The 14,133-nt window shown below is 64.3% G+C and carries 14 protein-coding genes; 4 read left to right on the plus strand and 10 right to left on the minus strand.

Going from position 1 to position 14,133, the window contains the following annotated elements:
* Positions 1-70 precede the first annotated feature (70 nt).
* Genes gsiB through KW836_RS26600 form a run of 4 tightly spaced genes read right to left on the minus strand, consistent with a single transcriptional unit; the run spans position 71 to position 5,445 of the window.
* Complete coding sequence (gene gsiB, locus KW836_RS26585; protein ID WP_191576724.1) at positions 71-1,624, minus strand: glutathione ABC transporter substrate-binding protein GsiB; 1,554 nt, start codon at positions 1,622-1,624, stop codon at positions 71-73.
* A 37-nt stretch (positions 1,625-1,661) separates the two neighbouring features.
* The gene (locus KW836_RS26590) at positions 1,662-3,548 is read right to left on the minus strand and encodes a dipeptide ABC transporter ATP-binding protein (protein ID WP_175122916.1); all 1,887 of its coding nucleotides are present in this window, start codon (positions 3,546-3,548) and stop codon (positions 1,662-1,664) included.
* 44 nt (positions 3,549-3,592) lie between these two features.
* On the minus strand, positions 3,593-4,573 hold the full coding sequence (locus tag KW836_RS26595) for an isoaspartyl peptidase/L-asparaginase family protein (protein WP_175122917.1): 981 nt from the start codon (positions 4,571-4,573) through the stop codon (positions 3,593-3,595).
* Entirely contained in the window at positions 4,570-5,445 is an 876-nt protein-coding gene (locus tag KW836_RS26600) for a MurR/RpiR family transcriptional regulator (RefSeq protein ID WP_218345208.1), read from the minus strand. The genes KW836_RS26595 and KW836_RS26600 overlap by 4 nt, the downstream gene beginning before the upstream one ends.
* A gap of 202 nt (positions 5,446-5,647) precedes the next feature.
* On the opposite strand from KW836_RS26600, the gene KW836_RS26605 reads away from it, so the two are divergent.
* Positions 5,648-6,109 carry a GNAT family N-acetyltransferase gene (locus KW836_RS26605; protein ID WP_175122919.1) on the plus strand — a complete coding sequence of 154 codons (462 nt, stop codon included), beginning with the start codon at positions 5,648-5,650 and terminating at the stop codon, positions 6,107-6,109.
* A gap of 30 nt (positions 6,110-6,139) precedes the next feature.
* On the opposite strand, the gene KW836_RS26610 is transcribed toward KW836_RS26605, so the two are convergent.
* The 5 genes from KW836_RS26610 to KW836_RS26630 all read right to left on the minus strand — a co-directional run bounded on the left by KW836_RS26610 (position 6,140) and on the right by KW836_RS26630 (position 9,858).
* Positions 6,140-6,547, minus strand: a complete 408-nt coding sequence (locus tag KW836_RS26610) for a hypothetical protein (protein WP_175122920.1) — start codon at positions 6,545-6,547, stop codon at positions 6,140-6,142.
* On the minus strand, positions 6,523-7,539 hold the full coding sequence (locus KW836_RS26615) for a PAAR domain-containing protein (RefSeq protein WP_218345209.1): 1,017 nt from the start codon (positions 7,537-7,539) through the stop codon (positions 6,523-6,525). The genes KW836_RS26610 and KW836_RS26615 overlap by 25 nt, the downstream gene beginning before the upstream one ends.
* 216 nt (positions 7,540-7,755) lie before the next feature.
* Complete coding sequence (locus tag KW836_RS26620) at positions 7,756-8,409, minus strand: CoA transferase subunit B (protein ID WP_056567942.1); 654 nt, start codon at positions 8,407-8,409, stop codon at positions 7,756-7,758.
* Positions 8,410-8,421: 12 nt separating this feature from the next.
* Positions 8,422-9,120: a CoA transferase subunit A gene (locus KW836_RS26625; protein ID WP_175122922.1), complete on the minus strand. Its 699-nt coding sequence runs from the start codon at positions 9,118-9,120 to the stop codon at positions 8,422-8,424.
* 285 nt (positions 9,121-9,405) lie between these two features.
* Positions 9,406-9,858, minus strand: a complete 453-nt coding sequence (locus KW836_RS26630; protein ID WP_255596284.1) for a thioesterase family protein — start codon at positions 9,856-9,858, stop codon at positions 9,406-9,408.
* A gap of 109 nt (positions 9,859-9,967) precedes the next feature.
* Between KW836_RS26630 and KW836_RS26635 the strand changes: the two genes are divergently transcribed.
* The 3 genes from KW836_RS26635 to KW836_RS26645 all read left to right on the plus strand — a co-directional run bounded on the left by KW836_RS26635 (position 9,968) and on the right by KW836_RS26645 (position 13,058).
* Positions 9,968-11,614, plus strand: coding sequence for an electron transfer flavoprotein-ubiquinone oxidoreductase (locus tag KW836_RS26635; RefSeq protein ID WP_175122924.1), 1,647 nt, complete (start codon positions 9,968-9,970; stop codon positions 11,612-11,614).
* Between the two features lie 76 nt (positions 11,615-11,690).
* A complete protein-coding gene (locus tag KW836_RS26640) occupies positions 11,691-12,542 on the plus strand; it encodes an NAD-dependent epimerase/dehydratase family protein (RefSeq protein WP_218345210.1) in 852 nt (283 codons plus the stop codon).
* Positions 12,543-12,713: 171 nt separating this feature from the next.
* Positions 12,714-13,058 (plus strand): antibiotic biosynthesis monooxygenase, encoded by a 345-nt coding sequence (locus KW836_RS26645; RefSeq protein ID WP_175122926.1) that lies wholly within the window; start codon positions 12,714-12,716, stop codon positions 13,056-13,058.
* A 38-nt stretch (positions 13,059-13,096) separates the two neighbouring features.
* Here KW836_RS26645 and ltaE read toward each other — a convergent pair whose 3' ends face one another.
* A complete protein-coding gene (gene ltaE / locus KW836_RS26650; RefSeq protein WP_218345211.1) occupies positions 13,097-14,107 on the minus strand; it encodes a low-specificity L-threonine aldolase in 1,011 nt (336 codons plus the stop codon).
* Positions 14,108-14,133: the final 26 nt, after the last annotated feature.

Here is a 14,133-nt window from a genome sequence, read left to right on the forward strand (position 1 = left end):
GCGGGGACACCGCGTCCCCGCCGTATGTGGCCTTACAAGGGCCCGAAGGCCCCAAGAGTTACTGCTTGGTTTACTGCTTCAGGTCGATGTCGCCGAACCAGAACGAGGTGTCCGGCTCAACGTACACGCCCGACAGGTTCTTCGACTTGACGTACAGGTTGTTCTGGGTCACCAGGAAGGCCCACGGGGCGTCCTTCCAGATGGTTTCCTGAACGTTCTTGTAGATCTCGGTCTTCTTCTCGCGGTCCGTGGTGGCCAGCGCTTGCTGGACGCCTTCGTCAACCGACTTGTTCGAGTAGTACGACACGTTGTTCAGCACCGGCGGGAACGCGGCGGTGGTCAGCAGCGGACGCAGGCCCCAGTCGGCTTCACCGGTCGAGGACGACCAGCCGGCGTAGTACATGCGGACCTTGGCGTCTTCAGGCTTTTGCACCTGTTGGACGCGCTGCACGCGCTGGCCGGATTCCAGGACTTCCACGGAAACCTTGATGCCGACCTGGGCGAGCTGCTGCTGCAGGAACTGAACGACCTTCACCGAGGTGCCGTCGTTATAGGCGGACCAGAGCGTGCTTTCGAAGCCGTTGGGGTAGCCGGCTTCGGCCAGCAGGGCCTTGGCCTTCTTGATGTCGTAGGGCCATGCGCCGATCTTGTGCGCGTAGTCCACGCCTTGCGGCACGACGCCGTCGATGACGGTGGCGTAGCCCGAGAACGCGACCTTGGCCAGGGCGTCCTTGTTGATGGCGTAGTTGATGGCTTCACGCACCTTGACGTTGTCGAACGGCTTTTGCTGCGTGTTCATCGACAGGTAGCGGGCCATGATCGAGTTCTTGTGATCGACCACGTCCAGCTTGTCGTTCTTCTTCAGCACGGCGGCCTGCTCGAACGGCACCGGGAAGGCAAAGTGCGCTTCACCCGTCTGCACCACGGCGGCGCGGGTGTTGTTGTCGGTCACCGTGCGGAAGGTCAGCGTGTCGACCTTCGGGTAGCCTTGCTTCCAGTAGCCGGCGAACTTCTTGACCTTCAGGTACTCAGCCGGCTTCCATTCGACGAATTCGAACGGGCCCGTGCCAACCGGGTGGAAACCGATTTCCTTGCCGTACTTGGCCAGGGCGGCCGGCGAGATCATCATGGCGGCCGGGTGAGCCAGCGCGTTGATGAAGGCCGAGAACGGCTTCTTCAGCGTGATCTTGACGGTCATCGGGTCGACCACTTCGGTCTTCTCGATAACGCTGAACTGGATGTAGCGCGACAGGCGGTTGTCCGGATTGGCCGGACGGTCGAAGTTGACCTTGACCGCTTCGGCGTTGAAGTCGGTGCCGTCATGGAACTTCACGCCGGGACGCAGCTTGAAGGTGTAGACCAGGCCGTCTTCGCTGACCGTGTAATCGGTCGCCAGCACCTTCTGAACCTTCAGGTCCTTGTCGAATTCGAACAGGCCTTCGTAGTAGGCCTTGCCAGCCGCCTGGTTCAGCGTGCTGTTCGTGTTGTACGGGTCCAGCGTTTCCAGCGCGATGGAAACGGCAAACGTCACGTCCTTGGCGGCGTGGGCCATCGGCGCGGTGAGCACGCCGAAGGCCAGCGCGGCAGCGGCCATCAGCTTGGTGGGGCGCAGAACTTTCATCATTGCAACTCCTGGTTCCAAAAAAAGGTCAACTACTGAGTCAATACGCGCCGCCGACGGGATGGCGGGCTACAAAATGATCCGTACCGACCTGAACCAGCGGCTGCACCACCGGTTCGTCGTTCAGTTTGCGGATCGGGCTGGGGATTTCATCGGACAGCAAGGTGCGCTTCAGGTGACGGCGCGCCGGATCGGCGATCGGCACGGCGGACATCAGCTTCTTGGTGTACGGGTGCTGCGGATTCTCGAAGATGGCACGGCGCGGGCCGATTTCGACGATCTGGCCCAGGTACATCACCGCCACGCGGTGGCTGACGCGTTCGACCACGGCCATGTCGTGCGAGATGAACAGGAACGAGATGCCCATGTCGCGCTGCAGGTCGATCAGCAGGTTCACGATCTGCGCCTGGATCGACACGTCCAGTGCCGACACCGATTCGTCCGCGATCACGACTTTCGGGTTCAGGGCCAGGGCACGTGCGATGCAGATGCGCTGGCGCTGGCCGCCCGAGAACTCGTGCGGGTAGCGCTGCGCCATTTCCGGCGGCAGGCCCACGCGCTCGAGCAGTTCGGCGACGCGGCGCTCGGCATCCTTGCCCTTGGCCACGCCGTGCACGAGCAGCGGCTCCATGATCGAGAAGCCCACGGTCACGCGCGGATCCAGCGACGCAAACGGGTCCTGGAACACGAACTGGATGTCGCGGCGCAGGGATTGCAGTTCGTTGTTCTTCAGGCGCACGATGTCGCGGCCGCCGAAGCGGATCTCGCCGCCCTGGCTTTCCACCAGGCGCAGCAGCGAGCGGCCCGTCGTGGACTTGCCGCAGCCGGACTCGCCGACCAGCGACAGCGTCTCGCCGGGGTACAGGTCGAAGCTGACCTTTTCCACGGCGTGCACGCGGCGCTGCACGCGGCTCATGATGCCGCCGCGCAGGTCAAAACGCGTCACCAGGTTGCGCACGCTCAGGATGGGTTCGCGCTTGGCGTTGGGCACTTCCTGCGTGCTGACGGCGCCGGGCTCGGCCACCGGCTGGGCCTGGCCTTCCACCTGCAGCAGCGGGAAGCGCGCGGGCAGGTCCGTGCCCTGCATGGCGCCCAGCTTCGGCACGGCCGACAGCAGCGCCTTGGTGTAGCTGTGCTGGGGCGCGGCGAACACCTGGTCCGACGGGCCTTCCTCGACCTTGTCGCCGCGGAACATCACCAGCACGCGGTCGGCCACTTCGGCCACCACGCCCATGTCGTGGGTGATGAACACCACGCCCATGTGCATCTCTTCCTGAAGCTGACGGATCAGTTGCAGGATCTGCGCCTGGATGGTCACGTCCAGTGCGGTGGTCGGCTCGTCGGCGATCAATAGCGCCGGCTTGCAGGCCAGCGCCATGGCGATCATGACGCGCTGGCGCATGCCGCCCGACAGTTGATGCGGGTAGCGGTCCAGCACCGATTTGGCTTCGGGAATGCGGACCTGTTCCAGCATGCGCAGCGCTTCGGCGCGCGCCGAGGCGCCGTCCATGCCCTGGTGCTCGCGGATCGATTCGGCGATCTGGTCGCCGGCCGTGAACACCGGGTTCAAGGAGGTCATCGGCTCCTGGAAAATCATCGCCATGTCGGCGCCGCGCACGTCACGCATGACGCGCTGGCTGGAATTGGCCAGGTCGATCACGGAACCGTTGCGGCGGCGCAGGGCCATGCGACCCTGGGCGATGCGGCCGCCGCCGTGTTCCACCAGACGCATCAGCGCCAGCGACGTCACCGATTTGCCCGAACCCGATTCGCCCACGATGGCCAGGGTTTCGCCCCGGTCCACATGGAACGACAGGTTGCGCACGGCTTCGACCGTGCGCTCGGAGCCCACGAAGCGCACCGTCAGGTCGTCGACCTGGACCACGCGGTTATCCGGCAGCGCCAGGCTGTTTGCGCGATCAACCATCTCTTCTCATTCCCAAAATAAACCTACTGATCCAAACCCGCCGCTCATCGGTAGATGGCGGTCACCGGCTTTTCGCCAACGCGGGCGTAACCCCGGTACATGCCTTCCGTGTTGAACGGCAAGGCCACATTGCCCTGGGCGTCGACGGCCACGAGGCCGCCCTTGCCGCCGATGGTGGGCAGTTTTTCCATCACGACGCGGTCCGCCGCCGTTTCCAGCGAGGCGCCGCAATACTCCATCTGGGCCGCCACGTCGTACGCGGCAACCATGCGGATGAACATTTCGCCCGTGCCCGTCGTGGACACGGCGCAGGTCTTGTTGCTGGCGTAGGTGCCGGCGCCGATCAGCGGCGCATCGCCCACGCGGCCGACCTGTTTGTTGGTGATGCCGCCGGTGGAGGTGGCAGCCGCCAGGTTGCCCTGCGCATCGACGGCCACGGCGCCCACGGTGCCGAACTTCTTGTCGGCGTCCAGCGGATCGGCCGGTGCAGGCTGGCCGCGCGCGACCATGGCCTGGCCGTCGTGATCCAGCACGGCGGCGTCCGGCGTTTCGCGCTGCACGCGCAGCAGCTGCTCGCGGCGGGCTTCGGTCGAAAAATACGACGGGTCGACGAGTTCCACGCCTTCCTGAGTGGCGAAGGCTTCGGCGCCCTCGCCCACGAAGAAGACGTGCTTGCTGTTTTCCATGACCTTGCGCGCGGCAAAGATCGGATTGCGCACGCGGTTCACATTGGCGATGGCGCCGGAACGCAGCGTCGCGCCGTCCATGATGGCGGCGTCCAGCTCATGGGTGCCGGCGCTGGTGAACACGGCGCCGTGGCCGGCGTTGAACAGCGGGCAATCCTCGAGCAGGCGCACGGCCTCGGTGACGGCGTCCAGGGCGCTGCCGCCCTTGGCCAGCACGGCTTGGCCGGCGGTCAGGATGGACTCCAGGGCCGCCAGGTATTCCTGTTCTTTCTCGGGAGACATGGCCGCGCGGGACATCGCGCCGGCGCCGCCGTGAATGGCAATCACGGGCTGAATCATCGTTTACCTACTCCATGTATGAGCCACGGCATGACGGACTGGGTCACCCCAGCGGCGGCCGCGACGGAATTTTTGGCGCGATAGGCCACCGCCGCGGACAAGGCTTCAATGAGCCCGAGCGCGGCGGTTTCGGAATTGGGAATGAGCTGGCGTGCCGAGAAGGCATACAGCACGACGGAGGCCGTGGGCGCCAGCGGCGACGTGGGCTTGTCCGTCAGCACCAGCACCGGCACGCCGGCCTGCTTGGCCGCGCCGGCCAGCGTCACGGTGTCAGCCAGATAGCGCGGAAAGCCGATGGCGATCACCAGGTCTTTGCTGGTCATGCGCGACATCTGCCGCGCCGCGTGCGACACGCCGCCGGGACCGGCCAGCGACTCGACGGAATGCAGGTGCATGCACAGGCCGCGCTGCAAGAGGCCCGCGAGGAACCCGCTGGCGCCGAAACCGATGATGAAAACGCGTTCGGCGGCCAGGATCGTGTCGACCGCCTTTTCACAGGCGTCCGAATCCAGGGCCTGCAGGTTGCGCTGCGCGTTGCGGATATCTTCTTCAAGCGTCGCGGCGAAGATCTGGACGGCGCTGGCCGAGTGGGCCAGTTCGGTGCGCAGTTTTTCGACCGGTTCCAGCGCGGCTTCAAAGCCCCGCGCCAGCTCGGCACGGAATTGCGGGTAACCCGGCAGATCCAGGGCACGCGCAAACCGGTTGGCGGTGGCCACCGACACGCCCACTGCCGCTGCGAACTCGTCGATGGTCATGGTGGCGACGCGGAATTGATGCGCCAGCACGTACTCGGCCATCTTGTGCTGGGTCCGGCTCAGCGCGGGCTGGGCCCGGGCGATCCGATCAGCGATCGTAATGGCGGACTTGGTCATCGAACAGCGTGGTGGAAATCAGGCGGCGGGTTTATGTAAATCTGTTTACACACAAATTTTAGTTAAGAAAATAGATTTTCATACTAAGGGTATACCCGTGAATAGATGTAACAGTCCGGCTCTAAAAATCGGGGCCGGGTTGCGTTACGCTTAGTGCCCTTACAGAATTGCCCACCTTGTCCCGATATCTGGAATGACACGCATGACGCCCGCCTGGACCTGCAAGCCCCACGCCGATCTGACCCCCGCCGAGCTTTACGCCATCCTGCGGCTACGTTCCGAGGTATTCGTGGTGGAACAGAATTGCGTGTTTCTGGACATGGACGGCAAGGATCTCAAGGGGCAGACCGAACACCTCATGGCGTGGCACGAGGGCGAACTGGTGGCCTATTGCCGCCTGCTGGAGCCGGCCCTGAATGACGGCCGCGCCATCATCGGCCGCGTGATCACCGCCCCGGCCGCGCGTGGAACAGGGTTGGGGCATGAGCTGATGCGCCGCGCAAAGGAAGAAGTGCAGCGGTTGTGGCCGGGTCAGCCGGTTTATTTGGGTGCGCAGGCGCGGCTCAAAGGCTATTACGGCGGCCACGGCTTTGTGCCGGTGACTGAGGAATACATGGAGGACGGCATCCCGCATGTGGGGATGCTGCTGAGCGAATCGGCCTGAACCGCCGAAACACATTCTGCGGTCATCGCATCAGCCGCCGGGCTCAAGAAACCGCGCAAAGAAGCCATGGCGAATTTCCGTACGATCGATTTTTCCGCCCGTGGCGAAGTAAACGTCGATTCTGCTAAACGGTTTGGTGATCTCCAAGGTGTCGCCCTTCTCGCGTGGGGTTGAGATCAGCATCCACATATCAGATGCCGGGAACATCGCGGTCGGTGATGACACAGACTGCCCGGGAGCCAGGAGAAATCGGGTCGTGTCGTGATTGTCATTGAAAAAGACAAGAAGGTCGGCCTGGGCATCCTCCGCGTAGTGCAAAGCGACCACGGGCCTGCAAAAGTACAGGAAAAGCACCCAGAAAATCGGCGCTGCACACAGAAGTATTGCAGCCAATCTGACGCCACGGGGCGCCGTTAATTTTTTGGCTCTCTTCTGCATGTGTGCGGTTCTTTGGCGACATCATTTCCATACCCCCAGGGTAGAGGCACGGCGCTGACACGGTGGAGAAGCATGTTGGCCGTCAGTTCATGAGGCTTGGCTGCCCCATATAGATCGATTCCCAGCTTGATGGAAATGTGATCCGTCACGTCGTCCGCGCTTGCCGGCCACGGGCCATTCTGCGGGTGATTCTGTTGCGGTTTCCGCTTCCAGACATCAAGTGCGGCCTGCGCCAAGCCCGCCCCCTTGATCAGCTCGGCAGCGGTAAATCCTAGTGCAATTCCCACGTATCCGAAGTGGATGTTGGACCAGATGTCAAAGTAGTAGTCGAAGTCGCCGTACTTTTGCCAGCCGATATTGAAGTGTTCGCCCAGCATTTGTCGCAGTGCAGGCTTGTGGTCCCAGGGGCGGTTCGGCCCGATGATATCCGCGAAAAGCGCGTAAGCGTGCAGCTTCTTCTCGGCCAGCATTTGCGCGTAGGTATTCCGTCCTGAGAGCTTCGTGTACCACGCAGCACGCTCCCAGTCTTCGTTGTACGCCTTGAAGTCGTAGTGGTTGGCATCATGGATCTCGCGTCCCTGCCTGGAGAAGGGATTGGTCTTCATCTCCCGTACGATGAACTCGGCCAGCGGCACAGCCGTGTCGGCATGGGTGCAGCCGGGCTCGCGCAGGCTATTAGCCAACAGACCGGTATTGGACGATGTCCGCGCGATATCACCCGGTCCGGGATCCAGCACCGCTATGTCCTGACTGGCGATCAGCGTGGCGCCGCAGGCTGTCTTCATGCCTTCAATTGCCACAAGACCATCATCGACGATGAAGCTGGAAACACCTTCGACGATGGGATACGTGCCCTTGCACTGCGGACAGGCCACCAGGTGGCCCATTCCCGCAGCGGCCCTGCCCTCGATCGTGTACTGGGGGAACCCCTGCGTCACGGTCCCCCCGTGCGATGTCTTGTCGCCGATTCGAACAACGGCGCGTCCTGCCATGCTGCGGCTCCTGACATTTTTCGGGTGCGCTTGAGTCTACGTATCGCAGACCACCAATCAATCAGAAAAGTCGGAAACCACAGTCGTGAAATAGCCCAGCCTTTGACGGTGCGGGGAGATTGGCGGACAGTCGCCTCGCCACGCAAAAAGACCCCCGAAGGCCGGATCTCGTCCAACCTTCGGGGGTCAGTTCATGCAAGGTGAAGCGGGTGCGGCCTACTGCACCGCCGACACGTCCAGCTTCGCCGCCGTCTTGGACTTGATCTCGTCCACCGTCACGCCGGGCGCCGTTTCCAGCAGCTTCAGGCCGTTTTCGGTGACTTCCATCACGCCCAGGTCGGTGATGATGAGGTCAACCACGCCTACGCCGGTCAGCGGGAGGTTGCATTCGGGCAGCAGCTTGATGTCTTCCGAGCCGTCCTTCTTCTTGGCGACGTGCTCCATCAGCACGACCACGCGGCCGACGCCGGCCACCAGGTCCATTGCGCCGCCCATGCCCTTGACCATCTTGCCCGGGATCATCCAGTTGGCCAGATCGCCTTTTTCGGAGACCTGCATCGCGCCCAGGATCGCCAGGTTGATCTTGCCGCCGCGGATCATCGCGAACGAGTCGGCCGACGAGAAGATCGACGAGCCGGGCAGCGTCGTGACCGTCTGCTTGCCGGCGTTGATGAGGTCGGCGTCGACCTGATCGTCGGTGGGGAACGGGCCGATGCCCAGCAGGCCGTTTTCGGATTGCAGCCACACTTCCACGCCTGCGGGGACGTGGTTGGCGACCAGCGTGGGCAGGCCGATGCCCAGGTTCACATAAAAGCCGTCTTGCAGCTCGCGCGCGGCGCGTGCCGCCATTTCATCGCGGGACCATGCCATGTCGTCTTCTCCTTAGGCCGGGCGAGTGGTGCGTTGTTCGATGCGCTTTTCGGGCGTGGCGTTCACCACGATCCGTTGCACATAGATGCCGGGCAGATGGATCTGATCCGGGTCCAGGCTGCCGGTGTCGACGATCTGCTCGACCTCGACGACCGTGAACTTGCCCGCCATGGCGACGTTCGGATTGAAGTTGCGCGCGGTCTTGCGGAACACCAGGTTGCCGCTGCGGTCGGCGATGTGCGCCTTGACCAGCGACACGTCCGGCACCAGCGAACGCTCCATCACGTACTGATGGCCGTCGAACTCGCGGATTTCCTTGCCCTCGGCCACGATGGTGCCCACGCCGGTGCGGGTGAAGAACGCCGGAATGCCGGCGCCGCCGGCGCGCAGCTTTTCGGCCAGCGTGCCCTGCGGCGTGAATTCAAGCTCGAGTTCGCCCGACAGATACTGGCGTTCGAATTCCTTGTTCTCGCCGACGTAGGACGCGATCATCTTGCGCACCTGGCGCGTGTTGAGCAGCTGGCCCAGGCCAAAACCGTCGACGCCCGCGTTGTTGCTGATGCAGGTGAGATCCTTGACGCCCGAATCGCGCAGTGCGGCGATCAGCGCCTCGGGAATACCGCACAGGCCGAAACCGCCCACGGCGATCATCTGACCGTCCTTGACGATGCCTGCCAGCGCCTCCTGGGCGCTTGCATAAACCTTGTCCATCGCTCCAACTCCTAGTTAAGGTCTAACCAAAGTGAGCCCGCCCCGCCGCTACCCGCGCACGGGTCCCGGAAAAATTGGGGAATCGGGACAAGCCCAGTCGTTCCTTGGGGCGCGGCTGTTGGCGCAGGCTACGCGGGCATCGCGGCGAGGCCCGATTTCCGTGAAGCGGTGGCGCCGAGGGTGGCGCGCCCTCATTGCTTTTCTGATTTTGCGCTAGATTTTACCGACATGACCGGTCAAAGCACGCGCTATTTTGGCCGGTGCGCGGCCCGCGGCCGCGCATGCTCATTGGGCCGGCGTGAACTGCGTGGCCATTTGGGCCAGGACTTCAGGCGGCCACGGCGCGGACGTATTGGCCACGTAATCCATCCATACCAGCACATTCCGGCCGCGCGCATAGGGGCCCGCGTCGTCACCGACCTTCTCGAGCAGCAGCTCGAATTCGGCGCTGGAGCGGCCGATGCGCGTCACCTTATGCGTCACACGGACGGTGGCCGGATACGTCAGCGGACGCAGGAAATCGCACGACGCGTGCGCCAGGATCGCGCCATCGTCGGCCGGCAGCTTGAAGCCCGCGTTATACAGAATCTGCATGCGAGCCTCTTCCATGAGGCGGAAATACAGCGTGTTGTTCAGATGGTTCAAGGCGTCTGAATCGCCCCAGCGCAAGGGCAATTCGAGCTGATGGGTGTCGCCCACCGAAAGCAGCCGCGCAGACAGGTTGTCCGGGTTCACCAATAACTCCTGAAGGCTAAAAGAAATGCGAAGGGGTACAGGACCCTCGCCTGCAATACAATCGCCGATAATACTTCCAGCCATATATGGAATACATACGGGGAGCTTTGCAATGTCTGAACGCGAGTCGATGGAATATGACGTGGTCGTGGTTGGCGGTGGTCCCGCCGGCCTGGCCACAGCAATCCGTCTGAAGCAGCTGGCCGCTGAGAAGAATCAGGAGATCGGTGTCTGCGTACTGGAGAAAGGCGCGGAACTTGGCGCGCACATCCTGTCCGGCGCCGTCATGGACCCGCTGGCGCTGACCGAACTCATCCCCGACTGGAAAGAGAAAGGCGCGCCGCTGAACGTGCCCGTCACGCAGGACAAGTTCCTGTTCCTGTCCGAGACCGGCGCGCGCGCCACGCCGAACTGGCTGCTGCCCCCGTGCTTCCACAACGAAGGCAACTACATCGTCCGTCTGGGCGACGTCGTCAAGTGGATGGGCGAACAGGCCGAAGCGCTGGGCGTGGACATCTTCCCCGGCTTTGCGGCCGTTGAAGTGCTGTACGACGAAAACGGCGCCGTCCGCGGCGTGGCCACCGGCGACATGGGCGTGGCCCGCGACGGCAGCCACACCGACCACTACCAGCCCGGCATGGAACTGCATGCCCGCTACACGGTGTTCAGCGAAGGCTCGCGCGGCCAGCTCGGCCGTCAGCTCATCGAACGCTTCAAGCTGGACGATGGCCGCAACCCGCAGTCCTACGGCATCGGCATCAAGGAAATGTGGGAAGTCGATCCGGCCCAATCCAAGCCTGGCCTGGTGGTCCACACCGCCGGCTGGCCGCTGGATGCCGACACCTACGGCGGCTCGTTCCTCTATCACCTGGACAACAACCTGGTGGCCGTGGGCATGATCGTCGGCCTGGATTACGCCAATCCGTGGCTGTCGCCCTTCGACGAATTCCAGCGCTACAAGACCCACCCGGCCATCCGCGGCACGTTCGAAGGCGGCAAGCGCATCGCCTACGGCGCGCGCGCGATCACCGCCGGCGGCCTGCTGGCGCTGCCCAAGCTCACGTTCCCGGGCGGCGTGCTGGTCGGCTGCGAAGCCGGTTTCCTGAACGCCTCGCGCATCAAGGGCAGCCACGCCGCCATCAAGTCGGGCAAGCTGGCCGCCGAAGCCGCCTTCGACGCCCTCGTTGCCGACCGCCGCCAGGACGAACTGACCGCCTACCCCAAGGCCTTCGAAGCCTCCTGGCTGCACGAAGAACTGAACAAGGCGCGCAACTTCAAGCAGTGGTTCAAGAAGGGCCGCACGGTCGCCACGCTGATGACCGGCATCGAACAGCTGCTGCTCAAGGGCAAGATGCCCTGGACACTGCGTCACAACAAGCCCGACCACGCCTGTCTGCAACCGGCGTCGCAATGCGCGCGCATCGACTACCCCAAGCCTGACGGCAAGCTCACGTTCGACAAGTTGAGCTCGGTGTTCATTTCCAACACCAACCACGACGAGAACGAGCCCGTCCACCTGACCCTCAAGGATCCGTCCGTGCCGGTGAAGGTGAACCTGGCCAAGTACGGCGGCCCCGAGTCGCGCTACTGCCCGGCCGGCGTGTACGAGTTCGTCAAGGACGACCACGGCGAGGACCGCCTGCAGATCAACGCGCAGAACTGTGTGCACTGCAAGACCTGCGACATCAAGGACCCCACGCAGAATATCGTCTGGGTGGCGCCGCAAGGCGGCGAAGGACCGGTCTACAGCGGCATGTGACACTAAGGGCGCACCGCGCCCGCCCGGAAGGCGCCCTGCGGGGCGCCTTTTTTTTCCGACTGCCTGGAGCGACAACATGAGCGAACGCGTACTTCTGATCGGCTGCGGTGACCTGGGCATGCGCGCGGCACAGCGCTTTCTGGCGCGCGGCGACGAGGTCCATGCGCTGCGCCGCCACCCGCCCGCCGGCGATGCCAGCGGCGTTCAATGGCTGCAAGGCGACATCACGCGCCCGGACACGCTTGCCTCGCTACCGCGAGGCGTCACGCGGCTCGTCCACCTGCCCTCGCCCGGTGCGCGCGATCCGCAGGCGTACCGCGGCGTGTTTGTGGATGGCCTGGCCAACGTATTGAAGGCGCTGGACACGTCCAGCCTGAAGCGCATCGTGTTCGTATCTTCCAGCGCCGTGTACGGCGAACATCACGGCGGCTGGGTGGACGAAGACACGCCGCCCGCGCCGCAAGGTTTCAATGGGAAAGTGTTGCTCGAAGCCGAGGCCGCGCTCGCCGCACAGCCGGTTTCCTCGGCGGCGCTGCGGCTCGCGGGCCTGTACGGGCCGGGTCGAATGCAGCTCATCGAGCGCCTGCGCAGCGGCGCGGCAGGGGCGCCCGTGCAGCCCGAGCATTGGGCCAACCGCATCCACATCGACGACGCGGCCGCCGCGGTGGTGCACCTGGCGCTGCTGCCAGAGGTTGCGCCGGTGTACATCGGCTGTGACGACACACCTCTGCCTTTGCACGTCCTGTATGCCGAACTGGCCCGGATGATCGGCGCCCTGGCCCCGCGCGAGGCGCCTGCGCCCGCCAACGTGGGCAGCAAGAAGCTCAGCAATGCGCGCCTGCGCGCCAGCGGCCTGTCGCTGCAATGGCCCGATTCACGGCAGGGCTACGCGGCGTTGCTGGCCGACGGCGACGCGGCGCAGGCATAGTTCGGCTCACACCGAATCGTTGCCTGCGGGGCTGGCGGATACTGGCGACCGAATCCCCCATCGGTCACCGCCCACCCGCCATGCCGCCACGCGTCCCGATCCACGCGATTCCGCTATCGCGCGCTTCCTGACGCGCGTGTCCCAGTTTGATTTTCAAAAGGACAGCAACCCATGATTGCCGTGATATTCGAAGTCGAGCCCGCCCACGGCGACCCCGCCCCGTATCTGGAGATTGCGGCCGGCCTGATCGACGAACTGCGCACCATCGACGGCTTCATCTCCGTCGAACGCTTTCAAAGCCTGTCCACGCCCGGCAAGCTGCTGTCGCTGTCATTCTGGCGCGACGAGGCCGCGGTGCTGCGCTGGCGCTCGCTGGAATCGCACCGCCGCGCACAAGAGGCCGGGCGCGGCGGCGTGTTCCAGAACTACCGTCTACGCGTGGCCCAGGTGCTGCGCGACTACGGCATGCAGGAGCGCGACGAAGCACCCTCCGACAGCCGCGCGCGCCACGGCTGAACTCGCGGCGACGGCGCGATTGCGATCGCCGAGGCGGCTCAACGCAACAACCGCCCCACCGCCTCGACCACGCGCCGCACGTCGTCTGCCGACACGTTCAGATGCGTGACCAGGCGCGTCGGACCGCCATAGACGGCGCGCATCAGGATGTCTTCCTTGCCCAGCGCTGCCGTCAGCGCATCGCAGCGTGACGGCTCGAATTCCACGAACACCATGTTGGTGTCCTGGCTCAGCACCTTGACGCCGGCAATGCCCCGCAGGCCTTCGGCCAACAGGCGCGCATTCTCGTGGTCCTGCGCCAGCCGTTCCACGTTGTGCTCCAGCGCGTACAGGCACGCGGCCGCGAGGACGCCAGACTGGCGCAGGCCGCCCCCCAGCATCTTGCGCCAGCGATGCGCGCGGCCGATCAATTCCTCGCTGCCGACCAGCACCGACCCGACCGGCGCGCCCAAACCCTTTGAAAAGCAGATGGACACCGAGTCGAAGGGCTGGCAAAGGTCGGCCACGGGTTTGCCGCTGGCGACGGCCGCGTTGAACACGCGCGCCCCGTCCAGGTGCGTGGCAAGGCCCTGCTCGCGCGCCCAGGACGTCGCGGCCTGGATGTACGCGGCCGGAATCAGCTTGCCGTGGAAGGTGTTTTCCAGCGCCAGCAGGCGCGTGCGCGCGAAGTGCGGGTCGCCCTTGGGCTTGAGCGCCGCGGCAAGCTTTTCCAGCGGCAACGATCCATCCGGCGCGTGTTCGATGGGCTGGGGCTGGATGCTGCCCAGCACCGCTGCGCCGCCGCCCTCGTATTTGTAGGTATGCGCAAGCTGGCCGACAAGGTACTCGTCGCCGCGGTCGCAATGCGCCATGAGCGCGGCCAGGTTGCTTTGCGTGCCCGACGGGAAGAACAGGCCGGCAGCCTTGCCGGTGCGCTCGGCCAACGTCTTTTGCAGGCGGATCACGGTGGGATCGTCGCCCATCACGTCATCGCCCAGCGGGGCATTGGCCATCGCCTGCAGCATGGCCGCATCGGGACGGGTGACGGTATCGCTACGCAGATCAATCATGAAAGTTTCCAGGGGATTGGAGAGGA

It is taken from the genome of Achromobacter sp. ACM05 (assembly GCF_019218915.1).
Classification (GTDB): domain Bacteria; phylum Pseudomonadota; class Gammaproteobacteria; order Burkholderiales; family Burkholderiaceae_B; genus Achromobacter; species Achromobacter animicus.

Bases quoted from the DNA above. Each gene is read 5' to 3' on its own strand.
- gsiB (WP_191576724.1), bottom strand. From the start codon at position 1,624: ATGATGAAAGTTCTGCGCCCCACCAAGCTGATGGCCGCTGCCGCGCTG.
- KW836_RS26590 (WP_175122916.1), bottom strand. From the start codon at position 3,548: ATGGTTGATCGCGCAAACAGCCTGGCGCTGCCGGATAACCGCGTGGTC.
- KW836_RS26595 (WP_175122917.1), bottom strand. From the start codon at position 4,573: ATGATTCAGCCCGTGATTGCCATTCACGGCGGCGCCGGCGCGATGTCC.
- KW836_RS26600 (WP_218345208.1), bottom strand. From the start codon at position 5,445: ATGACCAAGTCCGCCATTACGATCGCTGATCGGATCGCCCGGGCCCAG.
- KW836_RS26605 (WP_175122919.1), top strand. From the start codon at position 5,648: ATGACGCCCGCCTGGACCTGCAAGCCCCACGCCGATCTGACCCCCGCC.
- KW836_RS26610 (WP_175122920.1), bottom strand. From the start codon at position 6,547: ATGCAGAAGAGAGCCAAAAAATTAACGGCGCCCCGTGGCGTCAGATTG.
- KW836_RS26615 (WP_218345209.1), bottom strand. From the start codon at position 7,539: ATGGCAGGACGCGCCGTTGTTCGAATCGGCGACAAGACATCGCACGGG.
- KW836_RS26620 (WP_056567942.1), bottom strand. From the start codon at position 8,409: ATGGCATGGTCCCGCGATGAAATGGCGGCACGCGCCGCGCGCGAGCTG.
- KW836_RS26625 (WP_175122922.1), bottom strand. From the start codon at position 9,120: ATGGACAAGGTTTATGCAAGCGCCCAGGAGGCGCTGGCAGGCATCGTC.
- KW836_RS26635 (WP_175122924.1), top strand. From the start codon at position 9,968: ATGTCTGAACGCGAGTCGATGGAATATGACGTGGTCGTGGTTGGCGGT.
- KW836_RS26640 (WP_218345210.1), top strand. From the start codon at position 11,691: ATGAGCGAACGCGTACTTCTGATCGGCTGCGGTGACCTGGGCATGCGC.
- KW836_RS26645 (WP_175122926.1), top strand. From the start codon at position 12,714: ATGATTGCCGTGATATTCGAAGTCGAGCCCGCCCACGGCGACCCCGCC.
- ltaE (WP_218345211.1), bottom strand. From the start codon at position 14,107: ATGATTGATCTGCGTAGCGATACCGTCACCCGTCCCGATGCGGCCATG.